This window comes from Phaeobacter sp. CECT 5382 (assembly GCF_001457775.1).
Taxonomy (GTDB): domain Bacteria; phylum Pseudomonadota; class Alphaproteobacteria; order Rhodobacterales; family Rhodobacteraceae; genus Pseudophaeobacter.
Genome location: NZ_CYSG01000017.1, coordinates 1 through 25,501 on the forward strand (window position 1 = coordinate 1; position 25,501 = coordinate 25,501).

A 25,501-nucleotide genomic window follows, 5' to 3' on the forward strand; every position below is an offset into this window, starting at 1 on the left:
CACCGCCGATGGCCCCACCACGCGCCCCAGCCTGATCACGCCGCACCCCGACCGGGTGATGAAGCTGGACTGGTTCGCCGCGCGTGATTTGCATTGCCGAAACAAAGGCGTGCTCAACGCGGTTGCCGCCAATGGCACGCCGTTGTCTGATCATGAGTGCGTCTGGTGCGAGATCGAACTGCCCTAGTCCTGAAAAGACGCAGCCCTCTTCTGATCAGAGGGTGACGGCAGCAAAGGAAAGCCGCACTCGCAGGCCAGGATCGGCATTTTCCAGAGCCAACCCTGCCCCGTGCAAATCGGCAATCGCCTGGACTAGGCTCAACCCCAGCCCACTACCGGGCGTGGTGCGGCTTTGCTCCAGCCGATACAGACGGCGCAGCACGTTCTGTTGCTCCCCTTCCGGAATACCGGGGCCGTGATCACGCAACGTCAGCGCAACGCCCTGCTCATTTTGGCTCACGCTGATTGCGATATCGCTGCCTTCGGGCGTGTGCCGCAGGGCATTTTCCACCAGATTGGCCAGCATCTGCCCCAACAACCCCTTGTCGCCCAGCATCCAGACGGGCTGATCCGGCAGGGACAGTGTCAGGCGGCGGCCTTCTTCTTCCGCCACCGGCTCGTAGATTTCGGCAAAGGTCGCGGCAATCGCCGCCAGATCGGTGGGCACAAATCGCGATTTCGGCGATCCTCCTTCCAGCTGTGCGATCTGCAGCAGCGACTGAAAGGTTTCCACGATGCTTTGGGTTTCGACGATGGTCTGATCGGCAATCTGGCGTGCCTCGACGGGCAGATCCTCGATCTGCTGCAGATCTGCCAGCTGCACGGCGACACGCTGGATCGGGCTTTTCAGGTCATGGGCAATATCGGCCGAAACCTGTTTCAGCGCCGCCATCGAGCTTTCCTGTGCTGCAGCCATGCGGTTGACGCTGTCACCGATGCGCGCCAGATCACCCCGCGCCATGCTTTCGGGGGCCACCCGCGCGGTTAGCTCGCCAGAGGTCAGCCGCGACAGCACCGCATCCAGATCCGCCAGGATGCGCGCTGCACGCCGCGCCAGCAGCACGCCACCCAGAACCGCAATTGTGATGGTCGGCAACAGGCTGAACAGGAACACCCGCAAAAAGGTCTCACGCAGATCATGCAGCGGCTTGGCGCTTTGGGCGATGGTCAAAAGCCCGCCATGGATCCGCTCGCTCAGCAACAGGAACGATCCCTGCACCGGGGTTGGATCCGCCCCCAGAACCACCAGCCGAAAGCCCTCGTCTTTTTGGGTGATCGCGGCGTTGCCGGCAATGACCCGGCCACCGGGATGACGATAGCTGAGCAAGCGTCGGCGCGGGTCGGTTTCTGAGGTTTGGGCATTGACCAGCACCGCCAGCGCCTGCGCCGACGGTGTGGCGCGAAAGCTGATCATGTCCTGGATCAGGCTGTCCTGAATGGCGCGCTCCTGGGCGTTATGGGCCACATAGTAAGTCACCCCAAGGCTGAGCGCGCTGGTCAGCAAAAATAGCAGCGACAGCCACAGCGCCTGACGCATGGGCGATGATTTCAACAGCCCCAAAACACGCAGCTCAAAGGAGCGAAATCCTGCCTCACGCTGCAATGCGATACCCCGCACCACGCACGTTTTCGATCAGATCCTGATAAAAAGGCCTGTCGCCCTTACCCCGCAGTCGGGAGATATGAGTCTCGACCAATTGGGTTTGTGGATAAAAATTGATGCCCAAAACCGCCTCGAGCAGCATGGTGCGGGTCTGCACCCGCCCCTTGCGCCGCAACAGATGCTCCAGCAGGGTGAATTCACGCGGCAACAGCGGAATGTCCACGCCCGCGCGCGTCACCCGGTGATGCACCAAATCCATCTGCAGATCCGCCGCCTGCAGCGTGGTTTCCTGCTGCTGATAGCCCGGACGGCGCGCCAGGGCCGCAACCCGCGCAGAAAGCTCGCCAAAGGCAAAGGGTTTCACCAGATAGTCATCGGCGCCGGCCTCCAACCCCTCGATGCGGTCTTCTACCCCGCTGAGAGCGGTCAGCATGATCGCAGGGGTGCGTTGGCCTGCACCGCGCAGTGTCTTGATCAGCGACAACCCGTCCAGCCCTGGCAACATCCGGTCCAGCACCAAGATATCGTAGTCTGCGGTGGTGGCCTGCAATAGGCCATCGCGGCCATTGGCAACCAGATCAACCGTGTGGCCCTCCTGGCGCAATCCTTTGGCAACAAAAGGACCGGTGGTCTTGTCGTCTTCGATCACCAGAATTTTCATGCCGTCCCCCGTATTTTGCCGTGTCGCACCCAGAGCTGCCTGATGTCAGGGCAAAGCCGTGTTTGTGACATAGGTTCTCTGAGCGAAAAAATCACATTACAGATCTGTATAAAAGACGACAGGTCCTTGAAAGACTGCCCGCCCATCTTGCCAGCATCAGACAAATGCAATGCAAGGAACAGCCCATGACCCGCACCGCCCTTCTTTCTCTCAGTGCCGCAGCCTTGGCCAGCTTTGCCCCTTCGGCAGCACTGGCTGTCCCTGCTGGTGGCTATGCCGATCTGGTGGAAACCGTATCGCCATCGGTTGTCTATGTCGAAGTCACCAATAGCGGAAAAGGCCAGCCAAGCAGTCGCGGCCAGAAAGACCACAAACACGGCGAGCGCAACAGCGAAAGTCCTGGCCAGCGTCACGGCCAGGACCGCGGAGAACGCCAGGACAACCGTTTTGGCCGCCATGGCGATCAACAGCTCCAGGAATTCATGCGTCGCTTTGGCTTTCCCGATCAAGATTTCGGCCAAAACCGCGGCCAGAACCGGGATCACATCCGCCCGATGAAATCCGCAGGCTCTGGCTTTATCATCGCCGAGGACGGGCTGATCGTCACCAACAACCACGTGATCGCAGGCGCCAGCGAAGTCACCGTGACACTGGCTGACGGCAGCAAGCACGAAGCCAGCATCGTGGGGGCTGATCCGCTGACCGATATTGCCCTGTTGCAGGTGACCGTCGAAGATGCCCTGCCAGTGGTGGCATTCGGCACCTCCGAAGAGCTGCGCGTCGGTGAAGAAGTCATCGCCATGGGCAGCCCCTTTGGCCTGTCGGGCACTGTCACTTCGGGCATTGTGTCGGCCACCTCGCGCAATATCAACGCCGGGCCATTTGATGACTTTATCCAGACCGACGCTGCCATCAACCGGGGCAATTCCGGCGGGCCTTTGTTCAACGCCGAAGGCGACGTGGTCGGCGTCAACACAGCAATCTATTCCTCGGGTGGCGGCTCGGTAGGGATCGGATTTGCGGTGCCTTCAGATCTGGTGCGCGATATCGTGGCCGATCTGCAGGATGATGGTGAGGTCGACCGCGGCTGGCTGGGGGTTCAGATCAAACCGCTGTCGCCAGATGCGGCCAATGTTCTGGGGATCGAACCCGGCAAGGGCGTGATGATCGAAAGCGTGGTGGCGGATAGCCCTGCGGCGGCGGCGGGCCTCAAGGCGGGGGATGTGGTGCTTTCCTTTGCCGGGGCCGAGGTCAGCGAGCTGCGCGATCTGACCCGCGCCGTGGCAATGGAAGCCCCCGAGGCGCAGAGCGAGATCGAGATCCTGCGCCGCGGCAAGAGCCTCACCCTGGAGGTAACGCTGGGCAATCGGGCCAGCCAGGACGCCTAACCCACGCCATCAACATATCGAGATCCGGCGGTGCCTTGTTGGTTACCGCCGGGTTCGCATCCGGTCTTGCTTTTGCGTGCTGCAGTGCAGAACCGGCAAATGACGTTTGGTCGAATGCCTATTCCACCAATTTAAGCAGCTGCCCAAGACAAAACCTCTCGGCTAGGCTTTTCCCTCGGGAAGAGGAAACCCATCGGATGGGACAGCCAGGGAGAGGCAGCCATGAGCGACTTACAAACCCAATATCGGACCTGCAACATCTGCGAGGCCATGTGCGGGCTGATCATCAGCCATGACGACACGCAGGTGCACAGCATCAAAGCCAACCCCGATGACCCCTTGTCGCGCGGCCATATCTGCCCCAAGGCCATCGCCCTTCAGGATTTCCGCACCGACCCCGACCGCGTGACCACACCGCTGAAAAAAGTCGACGGCGCCTTTGTCCCGATCAGCTGGGATGAGGCCTTTGACTATGCCGCCGAGCGGTTGATGGCCGTACAGAACGCACATGGCAAAGACGGCGTTGGCGTCTATCTGGGCAATCCCAACGCGCATAAATTCGGCAATCTGCTCAACCTGCCGACGCTGGTCAAAGCGCTTGGCACCAGCAACCGCTACTCTTCCGCTACCGCCGACCAGATCCCGCATCACGTCGCCTCGATCCATATGCTGGGGCATCCGATGCTGATCCCGGTGCCGGATATCACCCGCACCGACATGATGCTGATCCTCGGCGGCAATCCGGTAGTGTCCAATGGGTCAATGATGACAGCACCGGGGTTTGGCAAACACATGGACGCGCTTCAGGCGCGCGGCGGCCGCGTTGTGGTCATCGACCCGCGCCGCACCGAAACCGCCACCCGCGCCGGAGAGCACCTATTCATCCGCCCCGAAACCGATGCGTTTTTGCTGCTGGCACTGATCCACGAGATCTTTGCCGCCGGGCTGCAAGATCTGGCAGCGCTGGCCGATGTCACCGATAGCATCGAGACGCTGAATCAAGCCGTGCAGCCCTTCACGCCGGAATTGGCGGCCGAACAGACCGGTATCGACGCGCAGGTGATCCGTGATCTGGCGCGCGATTTCGCCAGCGCCAAATCCGCCGTCTGCTATGCCCGCATGGGGGCTTCGACGCAAAGCTTTGGCAGCCTGTGCCAATGGGCCAATAACACGCTCAACATCATCACTGGTAATTTCGACAGCCCAGGCGGGGCAATGTTCACCACCCCGGCGCTGGATTATGTCGGCATGACCAGCCGCAAGGGCAAGACGCGCAGCTATCCGGAAAAACGCTCGCGGGTGTCTAATCAGCCGCTTTATAACGGTGAATTCCCGGTCTCGGTCATGGCCGAAGAAATGGAGACCCCCGGCGCGGGCCAGATCAAGGCACTGGTGACGGTCGCAGGCAACCCAGTGCTGACAGCGCCCAACGGGCAACGCATCGGGCGCGCGCTTGGTCAGCTGGATTTCATGATGTCGATTGATATTCATATCAATGACACCTCCCGCCACGCCGACCTGATCCTGCCCGCCACCGTCGCGCTCGAAGAAGACGTCTACGATATGGTGTTCCACAGCTTTGCGGTGCGCAACACGGCAGCCTTTGCCGGGCCGATCTTTGCGCCGCCCAATGGCAACCCCGCCGAATGGGAGGTGATCGCGCGACTTGCGGCCAAGCTCACCGGATCAAACCGCATCGGCCCCTCCCCGAGCGAAGTGCTAGGCATGTTGCTGCCGCAAGGCTATCACGCCGATAAAGTCTCGGTGGAGAGCCTGCTGGCCGCCCCCAACGGGTCGATCGATCTGGGCCCGCTGGTGCCCAATATCGTAGATCGGCTGGAAACACCGGATGGCCGCCTGAACCTCGCCCCTGAAGTGTTTCTGGCGGATCTTCCGCGGCTGTTGGATTTTGCCACTGCCGCCTCGACCGATTTCCCGCTGCTGATGATTGGCCGACGTCAGGTGCGCAGCCACAACAGCTGGACCCAGAACAGCCCGCGTCTGGTCAAGGGGCGCAATCGCTGCACCGTACAGATGAACCCACAGGATGCCGCGCGCCTGAAGCTGACAGACGAAGGGGATGCCTTGATCGAGAGCGCGGTGGGTCAGGTGACGATGCCGGTAGAAATCACCGATGATATCGCCCCCGGCGTGATCTCAATCCCGCAGGGCTGGGGCCAGCGCAAGGGTAAACTGGAGGCAGCAACCAAGGTGCAAACCGTGTCGATCAATGATCTGACGGATGACAGCCGCATTGATCCCATCAGTGGCAATGCCGCCTTTAACGGTGTGCCGGTCCGCGCCAGCGCCGCAAAATAGTGCGCCATAGCAACAACAGCAGCACAGGGTGCCTAGCCTGTGCTGCTGCTCCCTTTTCAGTCCTGATTCATCTCGGCCACGGCGGTCAGCGTGACCTCGACCGGCGCATTTGAGGGCAGGCTGGCGACGCCAACGGCAGCCCGGCTGCCAATGCAGCCTTCTCCCAGCTCTTCTGCCAACAGCTGGGACGCGTAGTCCGCCAATTTGGCATGGGCGGTGAAATTTGCATCCGCATTGAGGAAAACAGTCAGTTGCAGCACCACCGTGATCACTTCATCCGGGTGCAGTTGCGCACGGGCGGCGGTCAGGGCGTTGCTGGTCGCCAGCCGTACCGCATCGCGGTGGGTTTCCAGCGCATCTGCGGCCTGAATTTGGCCACTGAACTGCAAGACCCCATCGCGGCGCGGCGTCATGCCCGAGGTATAGATCATATCGCGGTGACGGCGTGCCGACACATAAAGCCCCTGCGGAACCGGCTGACCTTTCACGGGCTGACCTGTTGTCACGCTCATGCCCGATACCTCTCGACCATCTCGACAATCCGCTGTGCCGCGGCGACCGCGGCGGCGTGGTCCTGCGAGAAATTCAGCCGGATACTGTCGGAACAGTCAGTGCCGAATTCTGCCCCCGGCGTCACCGTGACCCCGGCCTGCAGGCGCAGCAGTTGGACAAACTGCGCATAACTCACCGCCAGTGCGGGCAGCTGCGGAAACAAATAGCTGCCGGCCTGCGGCGCGGCACAGCGAAGTCCCGCAGCGTGAAACACCGCCAGAACACCATCACGGATCGCTTGATGCTGGGTGATGCGCTGCTGCAGCCAGCCCTCGGGCTCTTGAAACCAGGTTTCCAGCGCGGCCTGATTGTACCCGGCCGCACGCAGTGAAACGATGGCCTGCAGCTGCTCCATCCGGGCGATGATCTCGGCACTGCCAAAGGCCACCCCCAATCGAAACCCGCTGAGAGATTCTGTCTTTGACGGGCCCATGATGGTCACAAGGTTTGCAGGCGCTTCCGGATGGGCGCGCAGGTGGCTGTAGCTTTCGCCCTGATACAGCATCCGCGAATAAAGCTGATCTACCACCACCGCCACATCATAGCGCACCGCCAGTCTGGCGATTTGCGCGATCACCTGCTCCGAACACACATGCCCGGTGGGATTGTTGGGCGTGGAAAACACCAAAACCCGCGTGCCCGTCTCAAAAGCCTGTTGCAACCGGTCCAGATCAGGGCCGTTTTCGTCGGGGCTATCAGCACTGTAGCGCAGCGGGATCGGCACCACCTCGCCGCCAAAAAACACTACCAGTTTGCGATTGGCAAAATAGTCGGGGTCAACCACTGCCACTTTGGTGCCCTGATCCACCAGCGCGCCAAGCGCCAGAAACAGCGCGCCCTGCGTTCCTGGGGTGATGATCAGCTGCTGCTCGGGCGAGATCGGCGCACCGGTGAAATCCGCCAGCCGGTTTGCCAAAGAGGCGCGGATCATGGCATCACCGCGGTATTCGGTATAGGCCTGCGCGCCGCCACGCTCAAAGCCTGCGTCCCAGGCAGCTTTGGCCCCGGGCGTGGGTGCAAAGGCATCCACATCGCCATGGGAGAAATCCACCGGCACTCCCGCGATCGGCGCGCCGCGCATCAGGGCTGCAAGATGGTCGGTCTGCTGGCGCAGTTCCTGACCGGGTGCGTTTTCCGCGCCCAGGGCGGCGAATTTTTCCGCAAGTGTTGCCATTGGCATAATCCTTTTCAGCTAAGCTGCGCGTTGGTCTTGGCCCATTGGCTAGCATCAATCAAAAAATACAGATAATATGTTTTCCTATACTCAGGAGTCACATATTCTATGGATACGCGTTTCATTGACTCACTGGTTCTCGTGGCGGAAACTGGCTCTTTTGCGGCCGCCGCGCGGGCCCAGAACCTGACCCCGGCCGCAGTCGCGCAACGGGTGCGCAGCCTGGAGGCGGAGCTGGGTGAGAGCCTGATTATCCGGGTTGGAAAACACGTGGCCCCGACGCCCGCCTGCCAGTCGGTGCTGGAACAGATGCGCCATATCGCCAGCGCGGTTGGCCAGCTGTCGCGCGACATCGACACCACTGGCCTTGGCGGCCCGCTGCGCATCGGTGCCATCTCGACCGCGCTGAGCGACCGGTTGCCGGGGGTGTTGAAATGCCTTGCAACACAGGCGCCCAAAGCCCGTCTGACGATCACGCCCGGCAGTTCTGAGGCGCTGTATACCAAGTTGCTGAACACCGATCTTGACGCCATCTTTGTGGTCCGGCCTCCGCTGGCCCTTCCCAAATCGCTTGGTGAAATCACGCTGGAAACGCAGGGCTATGTGCTGATAACCCAGGCAGATGACCTACGCCCGGCGTCAGACATTCTGACCCAGGACAAAGCGCTGATCTATGACCGCAACAGCTGGGGAGGCAACCTGATAGAGCCTTGGTTGCGACGCCATATCGCCCCGCACAGGATCCTGTGCGAGTTGGACGCCCTAGAGGCCATCGCCGCCGCTGTTTCGCAGGGGTTGGGTTTTGCCATCCTGCCCCATTGGCCGGGGATGGACGCCCTGCCCGGCCTGCGCCATCTCACCCTGCCTGATCTTGATCACCAACGTGAATTGGTTCTGCTGCACCGGCGGCTGAGCCCGGGAATTATCGATCTGCTGCGCCGTTAAACAGGTCCGTTTTGCGCCGCAAGGCTGTCAGTAAAACAGGATTTCAGCGCCGCAAGCGCCGGTTCCATTTCTGCCTCGTCAAAGCCGCAAAACCCCAGGATCAGGGCATTGTAGCCGGTCGCCACCGTGGCATATTTTGACAGGGGCTGCACTTGCACGCCGCGCGCTGCGGCCCGCCTGACCAGATCGGTATCGCGGAATCTTTCGTCCAGATGCAGGATGATCTGCATCCCCGCCTGAACATCCCTGATCTGCCCGTAGCCTGCGAAATCACGCATGAGGTGGTCCAACAGGAACCGGCGCCGTTCAGCATAGATCCGGCGCACCCGACGCAGGTGCCGGTAGAATTCACCCGAGTTCATGAACTCTGCCAACGGCTGCTGAGGCATGTAGCTTGCCTTCAGACCAGAACGCCGCATCCGCTGGCGCATCGCATCAATCAGATCCACCGGCACAATAGCATATCCCAGGCGCAGCGAATTGGAAAAGATCTTGGAAAAGCTGCCGATATAGATGGTGCGATTCAACCGATCAAACCCCGCCATCGCCGGGATTGGACGTCCCGCATACCGAAACTCGCTGTCGTAGTCATCCTCGACAATCCAGGCGGCATTGGCCTCGGCCCAGCGGATGTAGTCCAGCCGCCGGTTTGGCGACATAGCCCCGCCCAAGGGGTATTGATGCGAAGGCGTCAGCACCACAATGCGCGGGCCTGCCTGCTCCCCATCCGTCTGCGCCCCGTCTGGCTGCTGCTCCGGCAGCTCTGCGCCCTGATCATCAACGCCGACAAAATGCGGCACCAGCCCCTGTGATCTGACGAAACCCAGCAGTGGCAAATAGCCGGGATCCTCCAGCCCGACCAGATCACCTGCCACAGTCAGCGCGCCCAAGCAAATCTCCAGCGCGTCCGTCGCCCCGGCGGTGACGATGATCTGTTCCGGGCTGGCGGTGATACCGCGCCACTCGGCAACATGGGCGGCGATGGCCTGGCGCAGCTCATAATTGCCAAAGGTATTGCCCCCGACCAGCATCGCCTGCGGATTGGCACGACAGATCCGCGCCACCGTCTTGGCCCATTGGCGATGCGGAAACAGGCGCATGTCAGGCTGACTCGGCTCAAAGGGCATCGGCGGTAGAACCGCTTCGGGCTGGCCTGCAGACACAGGCTGCTCAGCTATGAGGGCAGGCTGCGCCAGCTCCACCTCACCCTGGGCGCAGATCGTATAGCCTGACCCCTGCACACTGTGCAGATAGCCTTCGGCGACCAGCTGTTCATAGGCGGTGACCACTGTGGAACGCGACACGCCAAGCTCGGTGGCAAAGACCCGCGTCGCAGGTAGCCGCCCGCCCTGCGGCAAGGCCCCGGAAATCGCCCGCATCCGGATGGCGGCACAGATCTGTTCAAAAACCGGGGTCTTTGCCTGGCGGTCGATTGCAAAGACCAGACCCGAAATATTCTGCATTTTGGAATGCCTGTTTTTAGGATCTTTCACAGATACTACCCAACCAAAATGCCCACAAGCCTACAGATCTTTGATCCACCCACAGGCAGATAGTTTAGTTTTTCTAATCTATTCTCAGAAAATCTGCGGGTGTAAAGATACATCCCACTTTCTAATATCGCTGCAATCAAACCCAAACCACCCGCACTGGAGGAAACGATGTTTCTCAGGAACGCATGGTATGTCGCCGCCTGGAGCGAAGAGATCAGCCATGATCTGCAACAGGTCAAAGTACTGGGCGAAAAGATCTGCATGTTCCGCACCCAGGACGGTGAAGTCATCGCGCTGGAGGATGCCTGCCCCCATCGCAAGCTGCCTCTGTCCAAGGGGCGGATCAAGGGTGACACTGTCGAATGCGGCTATCACGGGCTGACCTTTGATTGTGCTGGCCAATGTGTCTGGGCACCCGGGGCCGGGCGCATTCCTTCGGCAGCACGGGTACGGCCCTATCCGGTGCATGAAAAATACGGTCTGGTCTGGATTTGGATGGGCAATGCTGCAATCGCCGATGTCGAAGAAATCATCGATATTCCCAATTTTGACAGCCCGGACTGGGGTCTCAACCGGGGTGCTGCGATGGAGCTGAACTGCAACTATCTCTTGATGTGCGACAATCTGCTGGATCCGACCCATGTGGCCTGGGTGCACGAGACCTCATTTGCCACGCCCGCCACCAAGGACACGCCACTGCGCGTGACCAAAACCGACGAGGGCATCATCGTACACCGGTGGATGATGGATCACGAACCTGCCCCCTTTTACAAAAAGGTGGTCGAATTCAGCGGCAACTGCGATCGGCTGCAGCATTACGAGGTCCGCTACCCGGCCCATGCACTGATCAAGGCGGTGTTCACGCCGGCGGGCACCGGGGGGCCTGACGGACAGCTGGACCCAAAGACCTTTGTGATGGACAGCTACAATTTTATGACCCCCACCACCGAGACAGAGACCCGCTATTACTGGTTCCAGCTGCGCAATATCCGCCCCGATGATGACGCCCTGTCGCAAATGATGAGCGAGGACGTTCGCAAAGCCTTTGAGGAAGACCGCGCGGTGCTGGATGCGGTACAGATCGGCATGAGTGAGAAAACATCGCCGCATATCGATCTCAACATTGATGCCGGCCAGCTACGCTTTCGCCGCCAGCTGGAGGCGATGATCGCCGAGGAAGCCATGGTTGACGAAAAAATGGCCTAACCCCGCGCCGCCTATACAGTCAGACAAAAAGCCCATATGATCGCGCTTAATAATAAGGCAGTAGAGTGAGGGCAGCAGGGTTCATGAAGGCTACATTTCGCGACGTCAAAGCCGACATCATGGCCAAGATCACCTCTGGGGAATGGGCGCCGGGCGCCCATGTCCCCAACGAGATGGATCTGGCGGACACCTATGGCTGCGCGCGCGCTACAGTCAACCGGGCTATGCGCGAATTGGCAGACGAAGGCGTTGTGGAACGCCGCCGCAAGGCAGGCACCCGCGTGCGCATGGCACCGCTGCGACAGGCACGGTTCTCGATCCCCATCGTGCGCACAGAGATCGAAGACCAGAACTGTGAATACCGCTATGCGCTGGTCAGTCGGACTGTTCAGGACGCCCCCCACTGGCTGCGCGCGCGGCTGCAGCTGGCGCAGGACTGTCCTGTACTGCACCTGACCTGCATGCATTACGCCGATGGCCTGCCCTATCAGCATGAGGACCGCTGGATCAGCCTGACCGTGCTGCCGCAAGCTGAAACAGCCGATTTTACCGAACTGGGGCCCAATGAATGGCTGGTCTCTACTGTGCCCTTCTCGGACGCTGAAATCGCCTTTTCGGCCACTGTTGCCTCCACAGAAATGGCCGATTATCTCGGATGCACCCAGGGCGAAGCCCTGTTTACGGTCGAGCGGTCTACTTGGCTACAGGATCAGGCGATCACTTTCGTACGCCAAACATTCCGACCTGGCCACCGGATGACCACACGTTACTAGCTGAAGGCGTTCCACTGCCCCAATAAGGCGCCGCATTCGAAGCAGCACGGACCCGGTTGGATCCGTGCTGTTCCAATCAACCGTTCAGTCAGCCCAAAATACCCGGCAGGCGCAGATTGTGAACGCGTGCGCATTCCTTTGCGTCCTCGTATCCCGCATCGGCATGGCGCATCACGCCCGAGGCGGGATCGTTCCACAACACCCGCTCCAACCGTTTCGCAGCCGCATCGGTGCCATCGGCGCAGATCACCACACCTGAGTGCTGCGAAAAACCCATGCCAACACCGCCGCCGTGGTGCAATGACACCCAGGTCGCGCCTGAGGCCGTATTGGTCAGCGCGTTCAGCAACGGCCAGTCAGACACCGCATCCGAGCCGTCCATCATCGCTTCGGTTTCGCGATTGGGTGAGGCAACAGAGCCAGAATCAAGGTGATCCCGACCGATCACCACCGGCGCGCTCAGCTCGCCACTTTTGACCATCTCGTTGAAGGCAAGCCCTGCTTTGTGACGATCGCCCAGACCAATCCAGCAGATCCGCGCCGGCAGGCCCTGAAAGGCGATACGTTCATCAGCCATATCCAGCCAGTTGTGCAGGTGGGTGTTTTCGGGAAACAGCTCTTTCATCTTGGCGTCGGTCTTGCGGATGTCTTCGGGGTCCCCCGACAGCGCCACCCAGCGGAACGGGCCAATGCCGCGACAGAACAGCGGCCGGATATAGGCGGGCACAAAACCGGGGAAATCAAAGGCGTTTTCTAGCCCTTCCTCCAGCGCCATTTGCCGGATATTGTTGCCGTAGTCCACCGTCGGAACACCCATGGCGTGGAACTTGCACATGGCCTCGACCTGCACCCGCATAGAGGCGCGTGCGGCTCTATCCACTGATTTAGGGTCGCTTTCACGCCGCTCTTTCCATTCGCCCATGGTCCAGCCAAGCGGCAGATAGCCATTTATGGGATCATGCGCCGAGGTCTGATCGGTGACAATATCGGGCCGCATGCCACCGGCTTCTGCACGGCGCAGCAGTTCCGGAAACACCTCTGCAGCATTGCCCAGCAGGCCAACCGATTTGGCCTCGCCCGCTGCGGTCCAGCGTTCGATCATCGCGAGCGCTTCGTCCAGGGTTTTGGCCTTTTCATCCAGATATTTGGTACGCAGGCGGAAATCGATACTGTCGGGGTTGCACTCCACCGCCAGACAGCAGGCACCCGCGAAAACCGAGGCCAGCGGCTGCGCGCCGCCCATGCCACCAAGGCCACCGGTCAAGATCCATTTGCCGGTCAGATCACCGCCATAGTGCTGACGACCCGCTTCGGCAAAGGTCTCGTAGGTACCCTGCACGATGCCTTGCGTTCCAATATAAATCCAGGACCCGGCGGTCATCTGGCCGTACATCATCAAACCCTTTTTATCGAGCTCGTTGAAATGATCCCAATTGGCCCAGTGGGGCACCAGGTTAGAGTTGGCGATCAGCACACGCGGCGCGTCCTCATGGGTTTTGACGATTGCGACGGGCTTGCCGGATTGCACCAGCAGGGTCTCGTCTGCCTCCAGATCCTTGAGGCTGTCAACGATAAGATCAAAATCCTTCCAGGTGCGCGCGGCGCGCCCGATACCACCATAAACCACCAACTCATGCGGGTTTTCTGCGACATCGGGGTGCAGATTGTTCATCAGCATCCGCATCGGCGCCTCGGTCAGCCAGCTTTTGGCGGTGATCTCGGGCCCAGTGGGCGGAAAGATGTCGCGGCTGTTCTTGCGGGGATCGGTCATGAGTTTCCTCCGGTCTGCGGGGCCCAACTGGCCAAGTCTGTGAGAATGGTTTGAAGATGCACGCGCAGGCGGTTTGCCTTGGCCTCATCATAGGTCCAGGGTGCGGCCTCATTCGCCAGATAAGTGGATTGCGCCAGTTCCATCTGGATCGCATGCAGGCCTTCGTCGGGACGACCATAGTGGCGGGTGGTCCAGCCGCCCTTAAAGCGCCCGTTCAGAACCGCGCTATAGCCCTTGGCGACGGCGCAGGTCCCTACCACCAGTGCCTCGATCTGCGGATCACAGGTTGTGCCCAGATTGGTGCCGGTGTTGAAATCTGGCAAGGTTCCGTCAAACAGATACGGGATGTTCGAGCGGATCGAGTGGCAGTCAAAAAGTATGGCAAACCCATGCAGCGCTTTGATGCGCTGCAGCTCGGCCTCCAGCGCCGCGTGATAGGGCGCATGATAGCGCAGGCGACGCGTTTCCACCTCAGTCGCATCTGGCTCCTGATCCCAGATCGCATGCCCGTCGAAATCCGTCAGGGGCACCAACGTTGTGGTGTTCTGGCCGGGATATAACGACACCCCGGATGGGTCGCGATTGGCATCGATCACATAGCGATGGAAGGTGGCGCGCACGGTGGTTGCCCCACCCCAATTTCCGTCCAAAACCCCATCATAGAGCCTATCAACATGCCAATCTGTGTCATCCAGCCCCCTGCCCCGCGTGTTTAGCTTTGCCGCCACTTCAGCGGGCACAAAGGTACCGGTATGCGGCAGGCCGAGCACCACGGGACTGTCGCCGCGCTTGATCTCTACAGGAGACATCATGCCGACAGATCCGGCATTGCGATATCGCGCACATTGGCGATATCGCCATTGGTAATCAGGGCGGCGGCCACCTCGATATCCGGCGCGGTGTAGCGATCATCACCCAGAGGCGGTACCACCGCGCGAAGCTTGGCCATCACATCCTGCAAGGCCGCACTGGTGGGCAGCGGCGCGCGGAATTCAACGCCTTGTGTCGCGCAGAGCAGCTCAACCCCGAGAATACGTTCCAGATTGGTCAGCATCTGCCCCAGACGTCGCGCGCCATGAGCGGCCATCGACACGTGGTCTTCCTGGTTAGCTGATGTTGGCGTACTGTCGGTCACGCAGGGATTGGCGAGATGCTTGTTCTCGCTCATCAGGGCTGCCGTGGTGACTTCGGCGATCATATAGCCGGAATTCAGACCCGGATTTGGGGTCAGAAACGGCGGCAGATCATGGCTCAGCACCGGATCAACAATCAGCGCAATGCGGCGCTGTGCGATGGCGCCAATCTCGGCAATGGCCAGCGCGATCATATCGGCGGCAAAGCCAACGGGTTCAGCGTGGAAATTGCCGCCCGACACGATCAGATCGGCTCCGACCAATACCAGCGGATTATCGGTGGCGGCATTGGCTTCGATCTCCAACGTGGTGGCAGCCTGACGCAACACATCCATCGCGGCGCCCACGACCTGCGGCTGGCAGCGGATGCAATAGGGATCCTGCACGCGGGCATCACCGTCACGATGACTTTCACGAATGACCGAGCCCGCCAGCAGGGCGCGCATGGTGGTCGCGGCTTCGGTCTGGCCACGGTGACCGCGCAAGGAGTGGATTTCGGGCTGTAGCGGCGCGGTTGAGCCCATGATGGCATCAGTGGTCAACGCTGAGGTCACCAGCGCGCTTTGTGCCGCAGCCCAGGCGCCAAACAGTCCCGCCAGCCCAAAGGCGGTGGAAAACTGTGTGCCATTGATCAACGCCAGCCCTTCTTTGGGGCCCAGCTCCAGCGGTGCAAGACCGGCAGCGGCCAGCGCCGCATCACCTGGCATCACGCTGCCCTGATACTCGGCCTCGGCAGCGCCCATCATAACCGCAGCCATATGCGACAGCGGTGCCAGATCGCCAGAGGCCCCAACCGAGCCCTGCGCCGGGATTACAGGCGTCACGCCGCGCTCCAGCATCGACTCCAGCAGGTCGACCACGGCCAGCCGCACACCGGAGGCTCCCCGCCCCAGGCTGAGCAGTTTTAGCACCATCATCAGCCGCGCATGAGCACGTGGGATGGCAGGACCCACGCCGCAGCAATGGCTGAGGATCAGATTGCGCTGCAATGTGGCGGTGTCTTCGGCGGCGATCTTGACGCTGGCCAGTTTGCCAAAGCCGGTGTTGACACCATACACGGCAGCCTCGCCTGCAGCGGCAGCTTCGATACGGCTATGCGCCTCTTCAATAGCCGGACGGCAAGCCGCGTCCAGGCGCACCGCGCATTCCTCGCGAAAGACGCGTTCCAGATCCGCCAGCGAGGCAGCACCGGGGGTGAGTGTCAAAATTTGAGCCGTGGTGTCCGTGGTCACAAGGTGCCTCCAAAAATACGGGCGTGAAGCGGGTTGAAGCCGATGCGATAGGCCAGTTCTGCCGGGTGGGAGGCGTTCCAAACCGCCAGATCGGCGCGCTGGCCAACTTCGATCGTGCCGCAATCGGTCAGCCCCAGCGCGCGGGCGGCATGGGTTGTCACCCCGCGTAGCGCTTCTTCAGGGGTCATGCGAAACAGGGTACAGCCCATGTTCATCGCCAGCAAAAGGGATGTCATTGGGGCTGATCCAGGATTGCAGTCCGTGGCCAGCGCCATCGGCACCCCTGCCGCGCGCAACAGATCAATCGGCGGCATCTGGGTTTCGCGCAGGGTATAAAATGCGCCGGGCAGGATCACGGCCACGGTGCCCGCCGCCGCCATGGCATCCACGCCTGTGCCATCGAGGTATTCGATGTGATCCGCCGACAGTGCGCCATAGCTGGCCGCCAGCTTGGCACCGCCCAGATTGGACAGCTGTTCGGCATGCAGTTTCACCGGCAGGCCAAGTTCGCGTGCGACGTCAAACACCCGCGCGATCTGATCCGGCAAAAAGGCAATGCCTTCGCAAAATCCATCCACCGCATCCACCAGCCCCTCGGCATGGGCCGCGCGCAGGGTTGGGATGCAGATCTCGGTGATGTAAGCATCGCTGCGGTCTTTGTATTCGGCAGGAACCGCATGGGCCCCAAGGAAGCTGGTCACGACGCGAATGGGGCGGTGATCGGATAGAGCGCGCGCTGCCCGAAGCATGTTCAGCTCTGTCTCGCGGTCCAGTCCATAGCCAGATTTCACCTCGATCAAAGATACGCCTTCGGCCAGCATGGCATCGACGCGTGGTAGCGCCTGTGCCACCAGATCCACAACCGAGGCCGCACGGGTGGCGGCCACGGTCGAGATGATACCGCCTCCTGCCCGCGCGACTTCTTCGTAGGTGGCGCCATTCAGTCGCAGCTCGAACTCAGCGGCGCGATTGCCGCCATGTACCACATGGGTGTGACAGTCGATCAGCGCGGGTGTCACCAGTCGGCTACCCAGAGAGGTCTGTGCCAGATCGGCATAGTCTGTCGGCAGCTCTGTGCCAGGGCCGACCCAGGCGATCTTGCCGTCGACCACAGCAATCGCTGCCGCCTCGATCAGCCCATAGGCCCCTGCCCCCTCTGCTGTCCCGCCTGCCAGGGTCGCGGCGCGGACATCCGTGAAAACCTGCGTTTCTGCCTGCATCATAGCCTCTGCAAAATCTGACTTCTCTCTTTTCTAGTACAAATCAATATGTCATATGTCTATACATAAAAAGAGGTATATGATGACGGCTATCTTTGCAAACCACGCTCTTGTGGCAACCGGCTGGGCGCAAAACGTGCGCATCACTCTTGACCAGGGTTGCATCACTGGTGTGACCCCGAATTCCAAGGCTGCCCCGGAAGACACCCGCGTCGACTGCCTGCTGCCAGCGCTGGCCAATCTGCACAGCCACAGCTTTCAACGCGCCATGGCGGGGATGACCGAATACCGTATGGCAGGTCGTGATAGTTTCTGGACCTGGCGCGATCTGATGTATCGGTTCACCGCCCATCTGAGCCCCGACCAGATCGAGGCCATCGCAGCCCTAGTGTTTCTGGAGATGCAGGAAGCTGGTTATGCCTCGGTAGGAGAGTTTCACTATCTGCACCACCAGCCCGATGGAACGCGCTATGAGAGTTTGAGCGAGCTTTCGGACCGGATCATGGCCGCCGCCAACACCACCGGCATTGGCCTTACGCATCTGCCGGTGCTCTATAGCTATGCCGGGGTCGGCAAACAGCCGCTGGAAGCGGGCCAAAGCCGGTTTGGCAATGATGTAGCACAGTTCTGCCAGCTGGTGGACCAGGCAAAATCCAACATCACTGCCCTGCCCGCCGACTGCCGCGTGGGCATCGCCCCGCATTCACTGCGCGCCACAGCCCCGGATGATCTGGCCCAGGTGCTTGCGGCGCACGGTCAGGGCCCGGTGCATATCCATATCGCCGAGCAGCCCAAAGAGGTTGCCGAGGTTCAGGCCGGGATGGGTGCGCGCCCGGTCGAATGGCTGCTGCACAACGCGCCTGTCGATCGAAACTGGAGCCTGATCCACGCCACCCATATGACCGAGGCCGAGACCCGCGATATGGCCCGCTCCGGCGCTGTCGCCGGGCTGTGCCCGATCACCGAGGCCAATCTGGGCGACGGTCCCTTCAATGGTCCCAGCTATCTGCAGGCGGGCGGTGCCTTTGGGGTGGGATCCGATTCAAACGTGCTGATCTCGCTGACCGAAGAGTTGCGCACGCTGGAGTATTCGCAACGCCTACGCGATCTGTCGCGCAATGTTATGGTTCTCAAAGAAGGCTCGGTTGGTCAGGCGCTCTATACTGGGGCGGCGCGCGGCGGTGCACAGGCACTGGGGCGTGCCGCCGGAGAGATCACCATTGGCCAGCTCGCCGATCTGGTAGCCATCGATAGCCAGCACCCATCGCTTTGTGCGCTGAAACCTGATCAGCTACTGGATGGGCTGGTCTTTGCCGCCAAGGATCACGTCGTCACCGATCTGTGGTCCGCAGGCCGTCACGCAGTTGAGGCCGGCCGCCACAAGGCCCGTGACCAGATCATTGCAAAATATCGTCAGGCCATGGAGCAATTGTTGGCTGTACTTTAGCGGTTTGTACTCTAGGGTTCTGGGCCCTTTTCTGGGCTCGTATATGTCGAGCGCCTTGCCAGGCCCGTCAAAAGCTCCGCCGCAAAAAAACGACGGAGCAGAAAGCCCCGTCGTTTGATCTTGAACGGATCGGTTTCAGGTCAGAAGTCCTGCCACATATCCTTTGCAGCATTGCCATCCATCTGAACCGAAGCCTGAGAGGCTGGCATCTCGTCAAGGTCCCAATCCGCCTCCCCATGCGCCGACGGCGCGGCACTGGCCGCCGGAGCTGCCATCGGGGTCGCTGCAACTGGGGCTGTCGGACGATGCGCTTTGCCTGCGACCTTGAACTGGCTCACCAGATTGGTCAGCTCGCCTGCATCGGTATTGAGCAAATGCCCCGCCGCCGTTGCCTGTTCAACCATGGCAGCATTCTGCTGGGTCACCTGATCCAACTGGGTCACCCCCGTATTGATCTCGTTCAGGCCGGTGGACTGTTCCACCGCCCCTTCGGCGATATCGCTTACCAGTTTCGAGATATGGCCGACGCGCTGAGTGATGCTTTGCAGGGCATCGCCAGCTTTTCCGACCAGATCTACGCCGCGCTCCACCTGTTTTGAGCTGTCGCCAATCAGCGTCTTGATCTCCATCGCCGCATCCGACGACCGCTGAGCAAGGGCGCGCACCTCGGAAGCCACAACCGCAAAACCGCGACCCGCTTCGCCTGCCCGTGCGGCTTCGACGCCAGCATTCAGCGCCAGAAGATTTGTCTGGAAGGCGATGTCGTCGATTACACCAATGATCTGACCGATATGGCTGGAGGACTGCTCGATTTCGGTCATGGCCGAAACAGCACTTTGCACAACTTCACCGCTGGCTTCGGCTTCCTGTTTGGCCTCGGCCATGATGCCTTCGACGCTACGAGCGCCCTCAGCTGCGGATTTCACGCTTGCTGTCAGCTCTTCCAGAGCGGCGGCTGTTTCTTCCAGTGTTGCCGCCTGGCTTTCGGTGCGATGGGACAGATCATCCGAAGATTGGCTGATCTCGGATGCACCGTTGCGGATACTATCTGCGGCATCGATCACCTTGGACACTGTGTCATTCAGGGTCGAAACGGTCTTGTTGAAATCAGCGCGCAGGGCTTCGTGGTCGCTGCCAAACGCCTCGCGAATATCGGATGAGAAATCACCCTGTGACAAACGTACCAGACCAGCACTAAGGGTTTCCACCACATGCTGCTGCTGCTTTTGCTGGTCTGCACGGGCTTCTTCGGCGCTTCGAGCGCTGCGCAATTTTTCCTGCATCGCAACAAGGGTCTTGCCGATCTCGCCAACTTCATCGCCCCGTTTCGCATCGGGGACGTCTGCGTCCAACTGTCCGGCTGACACATCCGCCATATTGGCACAGATACGAACAATTGGTTTGGTGATCGAGCGCGCAAACAAAGCGCCCAACACAGACAGAATTGCGGTCACCACAAGCGTAATGACAATCAGCAGATTACGCTTTTTATTAACCGGCGCCATCAGTTCGTCAACGTCCTGTTCGACGACCATTGCCCAGTTGGCATAGTCCAGCCCAACGGGGTTGGTGTAAGATACAACTTCGTGACCATTCAGGCCGATAGCCGCCTCGTAGAAATGGCTCTTGCCATCAAGGGCTGCGGTAATGTGATCGCGGGCCGAAAGTTCCTGCAGAACCTCATGACCGCCTTCGAAACGAGACTCAGTTCGCGCCAGGTTGTCATCACCGACAATAAAGATCTCTGTGGTCTCGCCGAGCCCATCGATGTTGTTTGACATAGCACTGAGGATGGCGACTGGCATCTGCAGCGCCAGAACACCCAGGAACTCATTTGTAGGCCCGTAAAGCGGGGTTGCGATAAATCCGGCGGCGGCACCGTTGCTGGGCGCATAGGGTTCCAGATCGACAAAGTGATAAGATCCGGCTGTACTTCTGTTTGTCTCGCGGAACAACTCTGCGAGAGTGGAATCCTTATAGGGACCGTTCATCAGGTTCGAGGTATAGTCCGTCTCTTTGAACACTGAATAGACGATATCGCCCTCTGGGTTGATCAAGAAGGCATCATAATACCCCTTGGTTTCGATCAAGGTTCGGAACCCGTTATGATAGTGCTCATGATCGTAGTGATAGACTTCATCGCCAGAGGCGCGATCTAGCAGGTGCTTTGACCCAGTCGCATTTGGATTGTCAGTGACATAGGCTTTGGTCAGGATATTCCCTGCCTGTGGGCCAAGCGCTGCCCAAGATTTGGAGAAGGCCTCCATAGCTTCGGTGGTTGCAGGGGATGCACCCATTGTCTGCAGATCGGCTTTGACAGTCGTCATTAACTGCTTAATCGCAGAGCGCCGGTCGGCAACCAGCGACGCCATCTGTTTCTCAATTGTGGTGTAGGCGTATTTCTGGAAGTTATAAAGGGTGACGCCGATGAGTATCGTCCCCATGAGGATACTGAAACTAATGATAAAAAGGGGAAGCTTTTTCGAAAGCTTCATAGATCGTACATTGATCATGACATTCTCCAACTATGGTCCGTCCAAGGATCTTCACTTGGACGGGTGAGAGTTAAAAAACTGACAAGTACAATCTTTGGGTGTTTTCCTGATAAACCTAAGCCTCCTTTGAGTGGTCTTTTGACGCTATCCTGCGTCAAAAGACAATAAAACTGAGTTGTCGGAGACATTTGGTGCCAAAAAAATAAGCGCTTTCGCCGAATCCTCACGAATCATCTCAATCGGAGACCGCCATCAGCTCCAAAGGGAGGGGCTGCTAATAGTCTGATGTTACTTTCAAAGGTCGATTACTCCATAAGCCTTTGAAATTTATCCATAATTAAAATTGTCAGCTGACAATCACACGGAACAGGCTGCTTTTTCCCGGTTTTTCAGGGCCAAAAGCATGGGACGCACGGAAAATCCCCCGGCAGATGCCTTTTGGGCAAGGCGACGTAGATAGGCTCCGGGGCTTCGGATTTCAGACGCCCGCTGTAGAATGCAAAGCACTGAAATGGCGGCTTCCAAGGGTCCCATATGCTGTTTGGCCTGTGACAGCACAGGTTGATCAATTCCCAGCATTGGTGCCAGCCGATCTCCTAGATGGAGCAGGTCCTGCCAGCTGCGCACAGGGTTTGGAAAAAACGCCAGGGCTTCACTGCAGCTGCCTAGGATTTGGTTTAGCTCTAAATCCCGATGTGCAGGACAGGTACTCTTTGTTTCTAGTCTCGCCTTGTCAGAGCAATCATTGGACAATGTCAGTTCGGAATTTTCCAAAGCTGTTTCCGATGCATTTTTTTCTAAGCCTTCAGAGTCAAAATCTTGTTTTAATGAATCCTGTATGTGCCGCTCATTTTGAACGTCAGTGGTGCTCATTTCGGCGGCAGCAAGATCACAGAAGCGGGGACGGGCAGGGGGCGTATCCTGATTTGACAGTGCTTCGGAAAGAGCGGTTTTCAATCCGGTAAGGGCATCCAGGTCGGGTTTGCGGCGCAGCACCTGACGGGCCTCTTCGACCAGAGGGCAAGCGGGGTTCTGCTCCAGTCGGCTTTGCCGGAGCACAGCAACATGATCGCGCAGGATCATTAGCTGGTGATGCGCCGTACGGGCCTGTGCGGCCTGCTGCACAAGGTGGTCGCTATGGCGAGCCAACGGAGAGAGATCGAACCCATAGGCCTGCTGCACCGCGCCAGTGATGCGCCGGGCAAAGCGTTTATGATTGGCGCTTGCATGACGGCTGACAACCCCCAGCGAGACCAGCTTTGCCAGGTGTCGCCGCAGCGTGCTGTCGGGCATGCCATTCAGCCGTGAGGCCAGCACCCTGTTGGAGGGAAAGACAATGCAGCTGTTCACATCCGGGGTCAGGGTCCGGTCAGGCCAGAACGTCAAAAGGGCCTTCAGAACGCCTAGCGTGCGGTGGTTCAGCTCATACAGCGTGGCGGCATCTGTCAGGGCCTGCAACAGGGCCCATTTATCATATGGATCTGTGGGGGCAGTTGCCGATGCATGGGATCCTTTTGCAGGATGCTGCGACAAGGCAGCCGTCCTCGGCCGCCCAAATTCGCTTTGGGACGCGTGTTTCATAGTGAAATTCACGAAAGACAATAAAATACAGGCCCCGCAAGAACAGCGGAGTTGACAGGGTCAGGGAAGGGGAGGTATCTCGAAGGTGCTAAGTTTGAGAATGGCCTTCCGGGATGCGTCTTGGGGGGCTTTTCTTTTTGCTACTGTCCTCTGGCTCGTGCCTCCTGTTTAAGTTTCTTATGGGTCATCTGGTGCGGGTCAGTCGTCCTGTGGCGTCTGATCTTGCTGCCAGCGGGCATGCAGATCTTTCAGCAGCTCATCGGCATGCTCGTTCAGCCAGACATCAAACCCGTCAGCGGTACGGGCAGGCACGTTCAGCGTCAGCCCCCGTTTGGTGCTACGAATATCGGCCAGCGCCTTGCCGTCAACGCCGCGCAGCGTGCGTGGTTTGCTGGGGGCAGGGGGGCTGGGTTTTGTTGCGGATTGCTTTTGCCCGGCCCGTTCAAAAATCGCCTCAAAGCGCGCATCTGAATCGCCTTCGCTGAATTCGGGACGGTTTAGATAGGCCATGGCCCGTGATTTGGCGGCGCTGTCCTCAAAGAGTTTCGCCAGCGCCAGCCAGCGGTCGCGGCCAATGCCGGGGGCAGATCCGATCTGGCGCAGAAAGGGCAGATCAAAGGCCTGGCCGACCTTCAGCATGCGGCTGACCATTGGCAGGTCGATCGAAAGTGCTGCGGCAATTGTCTGCCGGTCATAGTCGCCGTCATGCAACTGCGCGGCGAAACTTGCCTTTTCTATGAAAGACAGATCTTGGCGGGCGGTGTTTTCCTGGCCCTGGGCCAACACCAGCGCATGATCGTCCAGCTGGCGGACCATGGCCTTGACCGGGAGACCAAGATCCTTGAGCGCCTGCAAGCGGCGGCGCCCATAGACGATCTCGTAGCGTCCAGACAGTTTGGGATGCGGGCGCAGCAGAACTGGCACCTGTTGACCATAGGTCGCAAGACTGTCGCGCAGCTGCGACTGCGCGGCGCTGTCGTGACCCAAGCGGTCCTCGACACCGGCGTCATCAATCAGGCTGGCGTCGATATCCTGCACTGCATTTTCCTGCAGTTTCGACAGGGACGACTGCAAAGCCCCCACAGCCCCGCGCGGCATCATGCGGGCCGCCGCAGATTTGGTGGCCGGTGGTGTTGTCGGCGTTTCGGCGCTTTTTGTCGGGCCGGGTGTCAGAATACCTTTGCGTGCCATCAGCGTCCCCAGGCCTTTTGGATCAGGTTCTCGATTTCATCATTCACCAGGTTGAGCGAGTCCAGCGCGCGATCATAGGTGTTGCGGTGAAACTGCGAGCGTTCAACCTCGTAGACGGTTTGTTGTGTCAGGCCGGCGTCGGAAATCGCAGTGGATTTCAGCATCGGTGCCACCATGACCTCGTCGTCGAAGAGCTGACGCAGAAAGGCGACCACCTGCTGCTGCGGCCCGTCGTTCGGCTCATAGCGATTGATGAGAAAACGCAGGAAATCGAAATCCATGCTGGCCCCCGCGTTGGAGACCACATCCAGAAGATCGGCACTCATCTGCAGAAACTGCGACATCGAGGCGACGTCCAGCATATTGGGCACGATGGTGATCAGGATGCCCGTAGAGGCACAAAGCGCCGACATGGTGAGATAGCCCAGCTGCGGCGGGCAATCAAAGATGATCACATCGTAGTTAGCCTCAACTTCGGCCAGGGCGGCGGCCATGCGGGCAAAAAACGCCGGCTGCACGTTGTTGATCAGCGCCTGTGGTGTCTCGTGCTCAAATTCCTGCAACATCAGCCCACCCGGAGCGAGGTCGATCCCGGTGAAAAACGTCTGCTGGATAACCTGGCTCAGGGGCAGGGGCTCGTCATAGCGGATCGCGTCATAGATGGTGCCGGATTCGAGGAAATCATATTCGGGGCGATAGCCAAACAGCGTCGTCAGCGAGGCCTGCGGGTCGATATCGACACATAGAACGCGATAGCCTTTCAGTGCCAGCCGTTGGGCTGCATGGATGGAGGAGGTCGTCTTGCCGGAGCCGCCTTTGAAATTGAGAAAGGACAGCACCTGCACCTTGTCACCTTCGCGCCGACCGCGCAGATAGGTGCCCGGCGTCTTAGCTCCGGCTTCCAGAACCTTGCGGATCTCCAGCAGATCACCGGCGGTGTAGTGCCGTCGGCCACCAGGGGTCATATGGACCTCGGGGATGCGGTTGTCAAAATGCAACTTGCGCAGGAAGGATGCGGAAATTCCCAGCAGATCAGCGGCCTCGCCAGCACTGAAACGTCGCAATTCCTTGCGCGCGTCCGGGGCAAATACCTTGAGCATATGGCTTTCAAGCGCAGCCGTGAGATTTTCGGCATTCTCACGCACACGCTGGTTTATATGGATCGGATGTGTCACCACTGTCCTCTGTCTTTTGGCCCTATTTCAGGCTCTGCTCTGGTAACGCTGTTTTTCGTCAACGCTATTTTTACCGTTTCTTTAAGCAAGTCGGAGCGGCCAAAGCAACAGATTCTTTTGCCTATCTATCCACGGGTTATCC

General features: G+C 59.6%; 19 protein-coding genes and 1 pseudogene. 7 read left to right on the top strand and 13 right to left on the bottom strand.

What is annotated here, in order from left to right; genetic code table 11:
- A pseudogene (locus PH5382_RS20035) lies at nt 1–187 on the top strand (endonuclease); the annotation flags it as partial.
- A gap of 27 nt (nt 188–214) precedes the next feature.
- On the opposite strand, the gene PH5382_RS15480 reads toward PH5382_RS20035, so the two are convergent.
- Together PH5382_RS15480 and PH5382_RS15485 are read right to left on the bottom strand one after the other, a co-directional pair.
- The gene (locus PH5382_RS15480; RefSeq protein WP_058335348.1) at nt 215–1,618 is read right to left on the bottom strand and encodes a sensor histidine kinase; all 1,404 of its coding nucleotides are present in this window, start codon (nt 1,616–1,618) and stop codon (nt 215–217) included.
- Entirely contained in the window at nt 1,593–2,264 is a 672-nt protein-coding gene (locus PH5382_RS15485) for a response regulator (RefSeq protein ID WP_058335303.1), read from the bottom strand. The genes PH5382_RS15480 and PH5382_RS15485 overlap by 26 nt, the downstream gene beginning before the upstream one ends.
- Before the next feature lie 185 nt (nt 2,265–2,449).
- On the opposite strand from PH5382_RS15485, the gene PH5382_RS15490 reads away from it, so the two are divergent.
- Together PH5382_RS15490 and PH5382_RS15495 are read left to right on the top strand one after the other, a co-directional pair.
- Nucleotides 2,450–3,652: a S1C family serine protease gene (locus tag PH5382_RS15490; protein ID WP_058335349.1), complete on the top strand. Its 1,203-nt coding sequence runs from the start codon at nt 2,450–2,452 to the stop codon at nt 3,650–3,652.
- Between the two features lie 222 nt (nt 3,653–3,874).
- Entirely contained in the window at nt 3,875–5,971 is a 2,097-nt protein-coding gene (locus PH5382_RS15495) for a molybdopterin oxidoreductase family protein (protein ID WP_058335304.1), read from the top strand.
- 56 nt (nt 5,972–6,027) lie between these two features.
- Here the strand turns inward: PH5382_RS15495 and PH5382_RS15500 are convergent, their stop codons facing one another.
- The gene (locus PH5382_RS15500; RefSeq protein WP_058335305.1) at nt 6,028–6,483 is read right to left on the bottom strand and encodes a RidA family protein; all 456 of its coding nucleotides are present in this window, start codon (nt 6,481–6,483) and stop codon (nt 6,028–6,030) included.
- Nucleotides 6,480–7,697, bottom strand: coding sequence for a pyridoxal phosphate-dependent aminotransferase (locus PH5382_RS15505; protein ID WP_058335350.1), 1,218 nt, complete (start codon nt 7,695–7,697; stop codon nt 6,480–6,482). Before PH5382_RS15505 ends, PH5382_RS15500 begins: the two co-directional genes overlap by 4 nt.
- 108 nt (nt 7,698–7,805) lie before the next feature.
- On the opposite strand from PH5382_RS15505, the gene PH5382_RS15510 reads away from it, so the two are divergent.
- Nucleotides 7,806–8,642: a LysR family transcriptional regulator gene (locus PH5382_RS15510; protein WP_058335306.1), complete on the top strand. Its 837-nt coding sequence runs from the start codon at nt 7,806–7,808 to the stop codon at nt 8,640–8,642.
- Here the strand turns inward: PH5382_RS15510 and PH5382_RS15515 are convergent.
- A complete protein-coding gene (locus tag PH5382_RS15515; RefSeq protein ID WP_058335307.1) occupies nt 8,639–10,105 on the bottom strand; it encodes a MocR-like pyridoxine biosynthesis transcription factor PdxR in 1,467 nt (488 codons plus the stop codon). The two genes, PH5382_RS15510 and PH5382_RS15515, sit on opposite strands and share 4 nt — an antisense overlap.
- A 198-nt stretch (nt 10,106–10,303) precedes the next feature.
- Here PH5382_RS15515 and PH5382_RS15520 point away from each other — a divergent pair, with 198 nt between their 5' ends.
- Nucleotides 10,304–11,341, top strand: a complete 1,038-nt coding sequence (locus PH5382_RS15520; protein ID WP_058335308.1) for an aromatic ring-hydroxylating dioxygenase subunit alpha — start codon at nt 10,304–10,306, stop codon at nt 11,339–11,341.
- Between the two features lie 83 nt (nt 11,342–11,424).
- A complete protein-coding gene (locus PH5382_RS15525; protein ID WP_058335309.1) occupies nt 11,425–12,114 on the top strand; it encodes a UTRA domain-containing protein in 690 nt (229 codons plus the stop codon).
- Between the two features lie 88 nt (nt 12,115–12,202).
- Here PH5382_RS15525 and hutU read toward each other — a convergent pair whose 3' ends face one another.
- From hutU to hutI, 4 genes are read right to left on the bottom strand one after another with little or no spacing between them, the layout of a single operon-like run.
- The gene (gene hutU, locus PH5382_RS15530) at nt 12,203–13,885 is read right to left on the bottom strand and encodes a urocanate hydratase (RefSeq protein WP_058335310.1); all 1,683 of its coding nucleotides are present in this window, start codon (nt 13,883–13,885) and stop codon (nt 12,203–12,205) included.
- Nucleotides 13,882–14,694 (bottom strand): N-formylglutamate deformylase, encoded by an 813-nt coding sequence (gene hutG, locus PH5382_RS15535; protein WP_058335351.1) that lies wholly within the window; start codon nt 14,692–14,694, stop codon nt 13,882–13,884. The genes hutU and hutG overlap by 4 nt, the downstream gene beginning before the upstream one ends.
- Nucleotides 14,694–16,226: a histidine ammonia-lyase gene (hutH, locus tag PH5382_RS15540; RefSeq protein ID WP_058335352.1), complete on the bottom strand. Its 1,533-nt coding sequence runs from the start codon at nt 16,224–16,226 to the stop codon at nt 14,694–14,696. Before hutH ends, hutG begins: the two co-directional genes overlap by 1 nt.
- A 20-nt stretch (nt 16,227–16,246) precedes the next feature.
- Nucleotides 16,247–17,470 carry an imidazolonepropionase gene (hutI, locus tag PH5382_RS15545; RefSeq protein ID WP_058335353.1) on the bottom strand — a complete coding sequence of 408 codons (1,224 nt, stop codon included), beginning with the start codon at nt 17,468–17,470 and terminating at the stop codon, nt 16,247–16,249.
- 82 nt (nt 17,471–17,552) lie between these two features.
- Here hutI and PH5382_RS15550 point away from each other — a divergent pair, with 82 nt between their 5' ends.
- A complete protein-coding gene (locus tag PH5382_RS15550) occupies nt 17,553–18,917 on the top strand; it encodes a formimidoylglutamate deiminase (protein WP_058335311.1) in 1,365 nt (454 codons plus the stop codon).
- 140 nt (nt 18,918–19,057) lie between these two features.
- Here PH5382_RS15550 and PH5382_RS15555 read toward each other — a convergent pair whose 3' ends face one another.
- From PH5382_RS15555 to repA, 4 genes are all read right to left on the bottom strand, one after another.
- Nucleotides 19,058–21,430, bottom strand: a complete 2,373-nt coding sequence (locus PH5382_RS15555; RefSeq protein WP_058335312.1) for a methyl-accepting chemotaxis protein — start codon at nt 21,428–21,430, stop codon at nt 19,058–19,060.
- A gap of 339 nt (nt 21,431–21,769) precedes the next feature.
- Nucleotides 21,770–22,993: a plasmid replication protein RepC gene (gene repC, locus PH5382_RS15560; RefSeq protein ID WP_082645712.1), complete on the bottom strand. Its 1,224-nt coding sequence runs from the start codon at nt 22,991–22,993 to the stop codon at nt 21,770–21,772.
- Nucleotides 22,994–23,191: 198 nt separating this feature from the next.
- Entirely contained in the window at nt 23,192–24,184 is a 993-nt protein-coding gene (gene repB / locus PH5382_RS15565) for a plasmid partitioning protein RepB (RefSeq protein ID WP_058335314.1), read from the bottom strand.
- Complete coding sequence (repA, locus tag PH5382_RS15570) at nt 24,184–25,359, bottom strand: plasmid partitioning protein RepA (RefSeq protein ID WP_058335354.1); 1,176 nt, start codon at nt 25,357–25,359, stop codon at nt 24,184–24,186. Before repA ends, repB begins: the two co-directional genes overlap by 1 nt.
- Nucleotides 25,360–25,501: the final 142 nt, after the last annotated feature.

What these genes read in the sequence shown, in the direction of transcription:
- PH5382_RS15485 (WP_058335303.1), bottom strand. Translation starts at nt 2,264, where the DNA reads ATGAAAATTCTGGTGATCGAAGACGACAAGACCACCGGTCCTTTTGTT.
- PH5382_RS15490 (WP_058335349.1), top strand. Translation starts at nt 2,450, where the DNA reads ATGACCCGCACCGCCCTTCTTTCTCTCAGTGCCGCAGCCTTGGCCAGC.
- PH5382_RS15495 (WP_058335304.1), top strand. Translation starts at nt 3,875, where the DNA reads ATGAGCGACTTACAAACCCAATATCGGACCTGCAACATCTGCGAGGCC.
- PH5382_RS15500 (WP_058335305.1), bottom strand. Translation starts at nt 6,483, where the DNA reads ATGAGCGTGACAACAGGTCAGCCCGTGAAAGGTCAGCCGGTTCCGCAG.
- PH5382_RS15505 (WP_058335350.1), bottom strand. Translation starts at nt 7,697, where the DNA reads ATGGCAACACTTGCGGAAAAATTCGCCGCCCTGGGCGCGGAAAACGCA.
- PH5382_RS15510 (WP_058335306.1), top strand. Translation starts at nt 7,806, where the DNA reads ATGGATACGCGTTTCATTGACTCACTGGTTCTCGTGGCGGAAACTGGC.
- PH5382_RS15515 (WP_058335307.1), bottom strand. Translation starts at nt 10,105, where the DNA reads ATGCAGAATATTTCGGGTCTGGTCTTTGCAATCGACCGCCAGGCAAAG.
- PH5382_RS15520 (WP_058335308.1), top strand. Translation starts at nt 10,304, where the DNA reads ATGTTTCTCAGGAACGCATGGTATGTCGCCGCCTGGAGCGAAGAGATC.
- PH5382_RS15525 (WP_058335309.1), top strand. Translation starts at nt 11,425, where the DNA reads ATGAAGGCTACATTTCGCGACGTCAAAGCCGACATCATGGCCAAGATC.
- hutU (WP_058335310.1), bottom strand. Translation starts at nt 13,885, where the DNA reads ATGACCGATCCCCGCAAGAACAGCCGCGACATCTTTCCGCCCACTGGG.
- hutG (WP_058335351.1), bottom strand. Translation starts at nt 14,694, where the DNA reads ATGTCTCCTGTAGAGATCAAGCGCGGCGACAGTCCCGTGGTGCTCGGC.
- hutI (WP_058335353.1), bottom strand. Translation starts at nt 17,470, where the DNA reads ATGCAGGCAGAAACGCAGGTTTTCACGGATGTCCGCGCCGCGACCCTG.
- PH5382_RS15550 (WP_058335311.1), top strand. Translation starts at nt 17,553, where the DNA reads ATGACGGCTATCTTTGCAAACCACGCTCTTGTGGCAACCGGCTGGGCG.
- PH5382_RS15555 (WP_058335312.1), bottom strand. Translation starts at nt 21,430, where the DNA reads ATGATCAATGTACGATCTATGAAGCTTTCGAAAAAGCTTCCCCTTTTT.
- repC (WP_082645712.1), bottom strand. Translation starts at nt 22,993, where the DNA reads ATGAAACACGCGTCCCAAAGCGAATTTGGGCGGCCGAGGACGGCTGCC.
- repB (WP_058335314.1), bottom strand. Translation starts at nt 24,184, where the DNA reads ATGGCACGCAAAGGTATTCTGACACCCGGCCCGACAAAAAGCGCCGAA.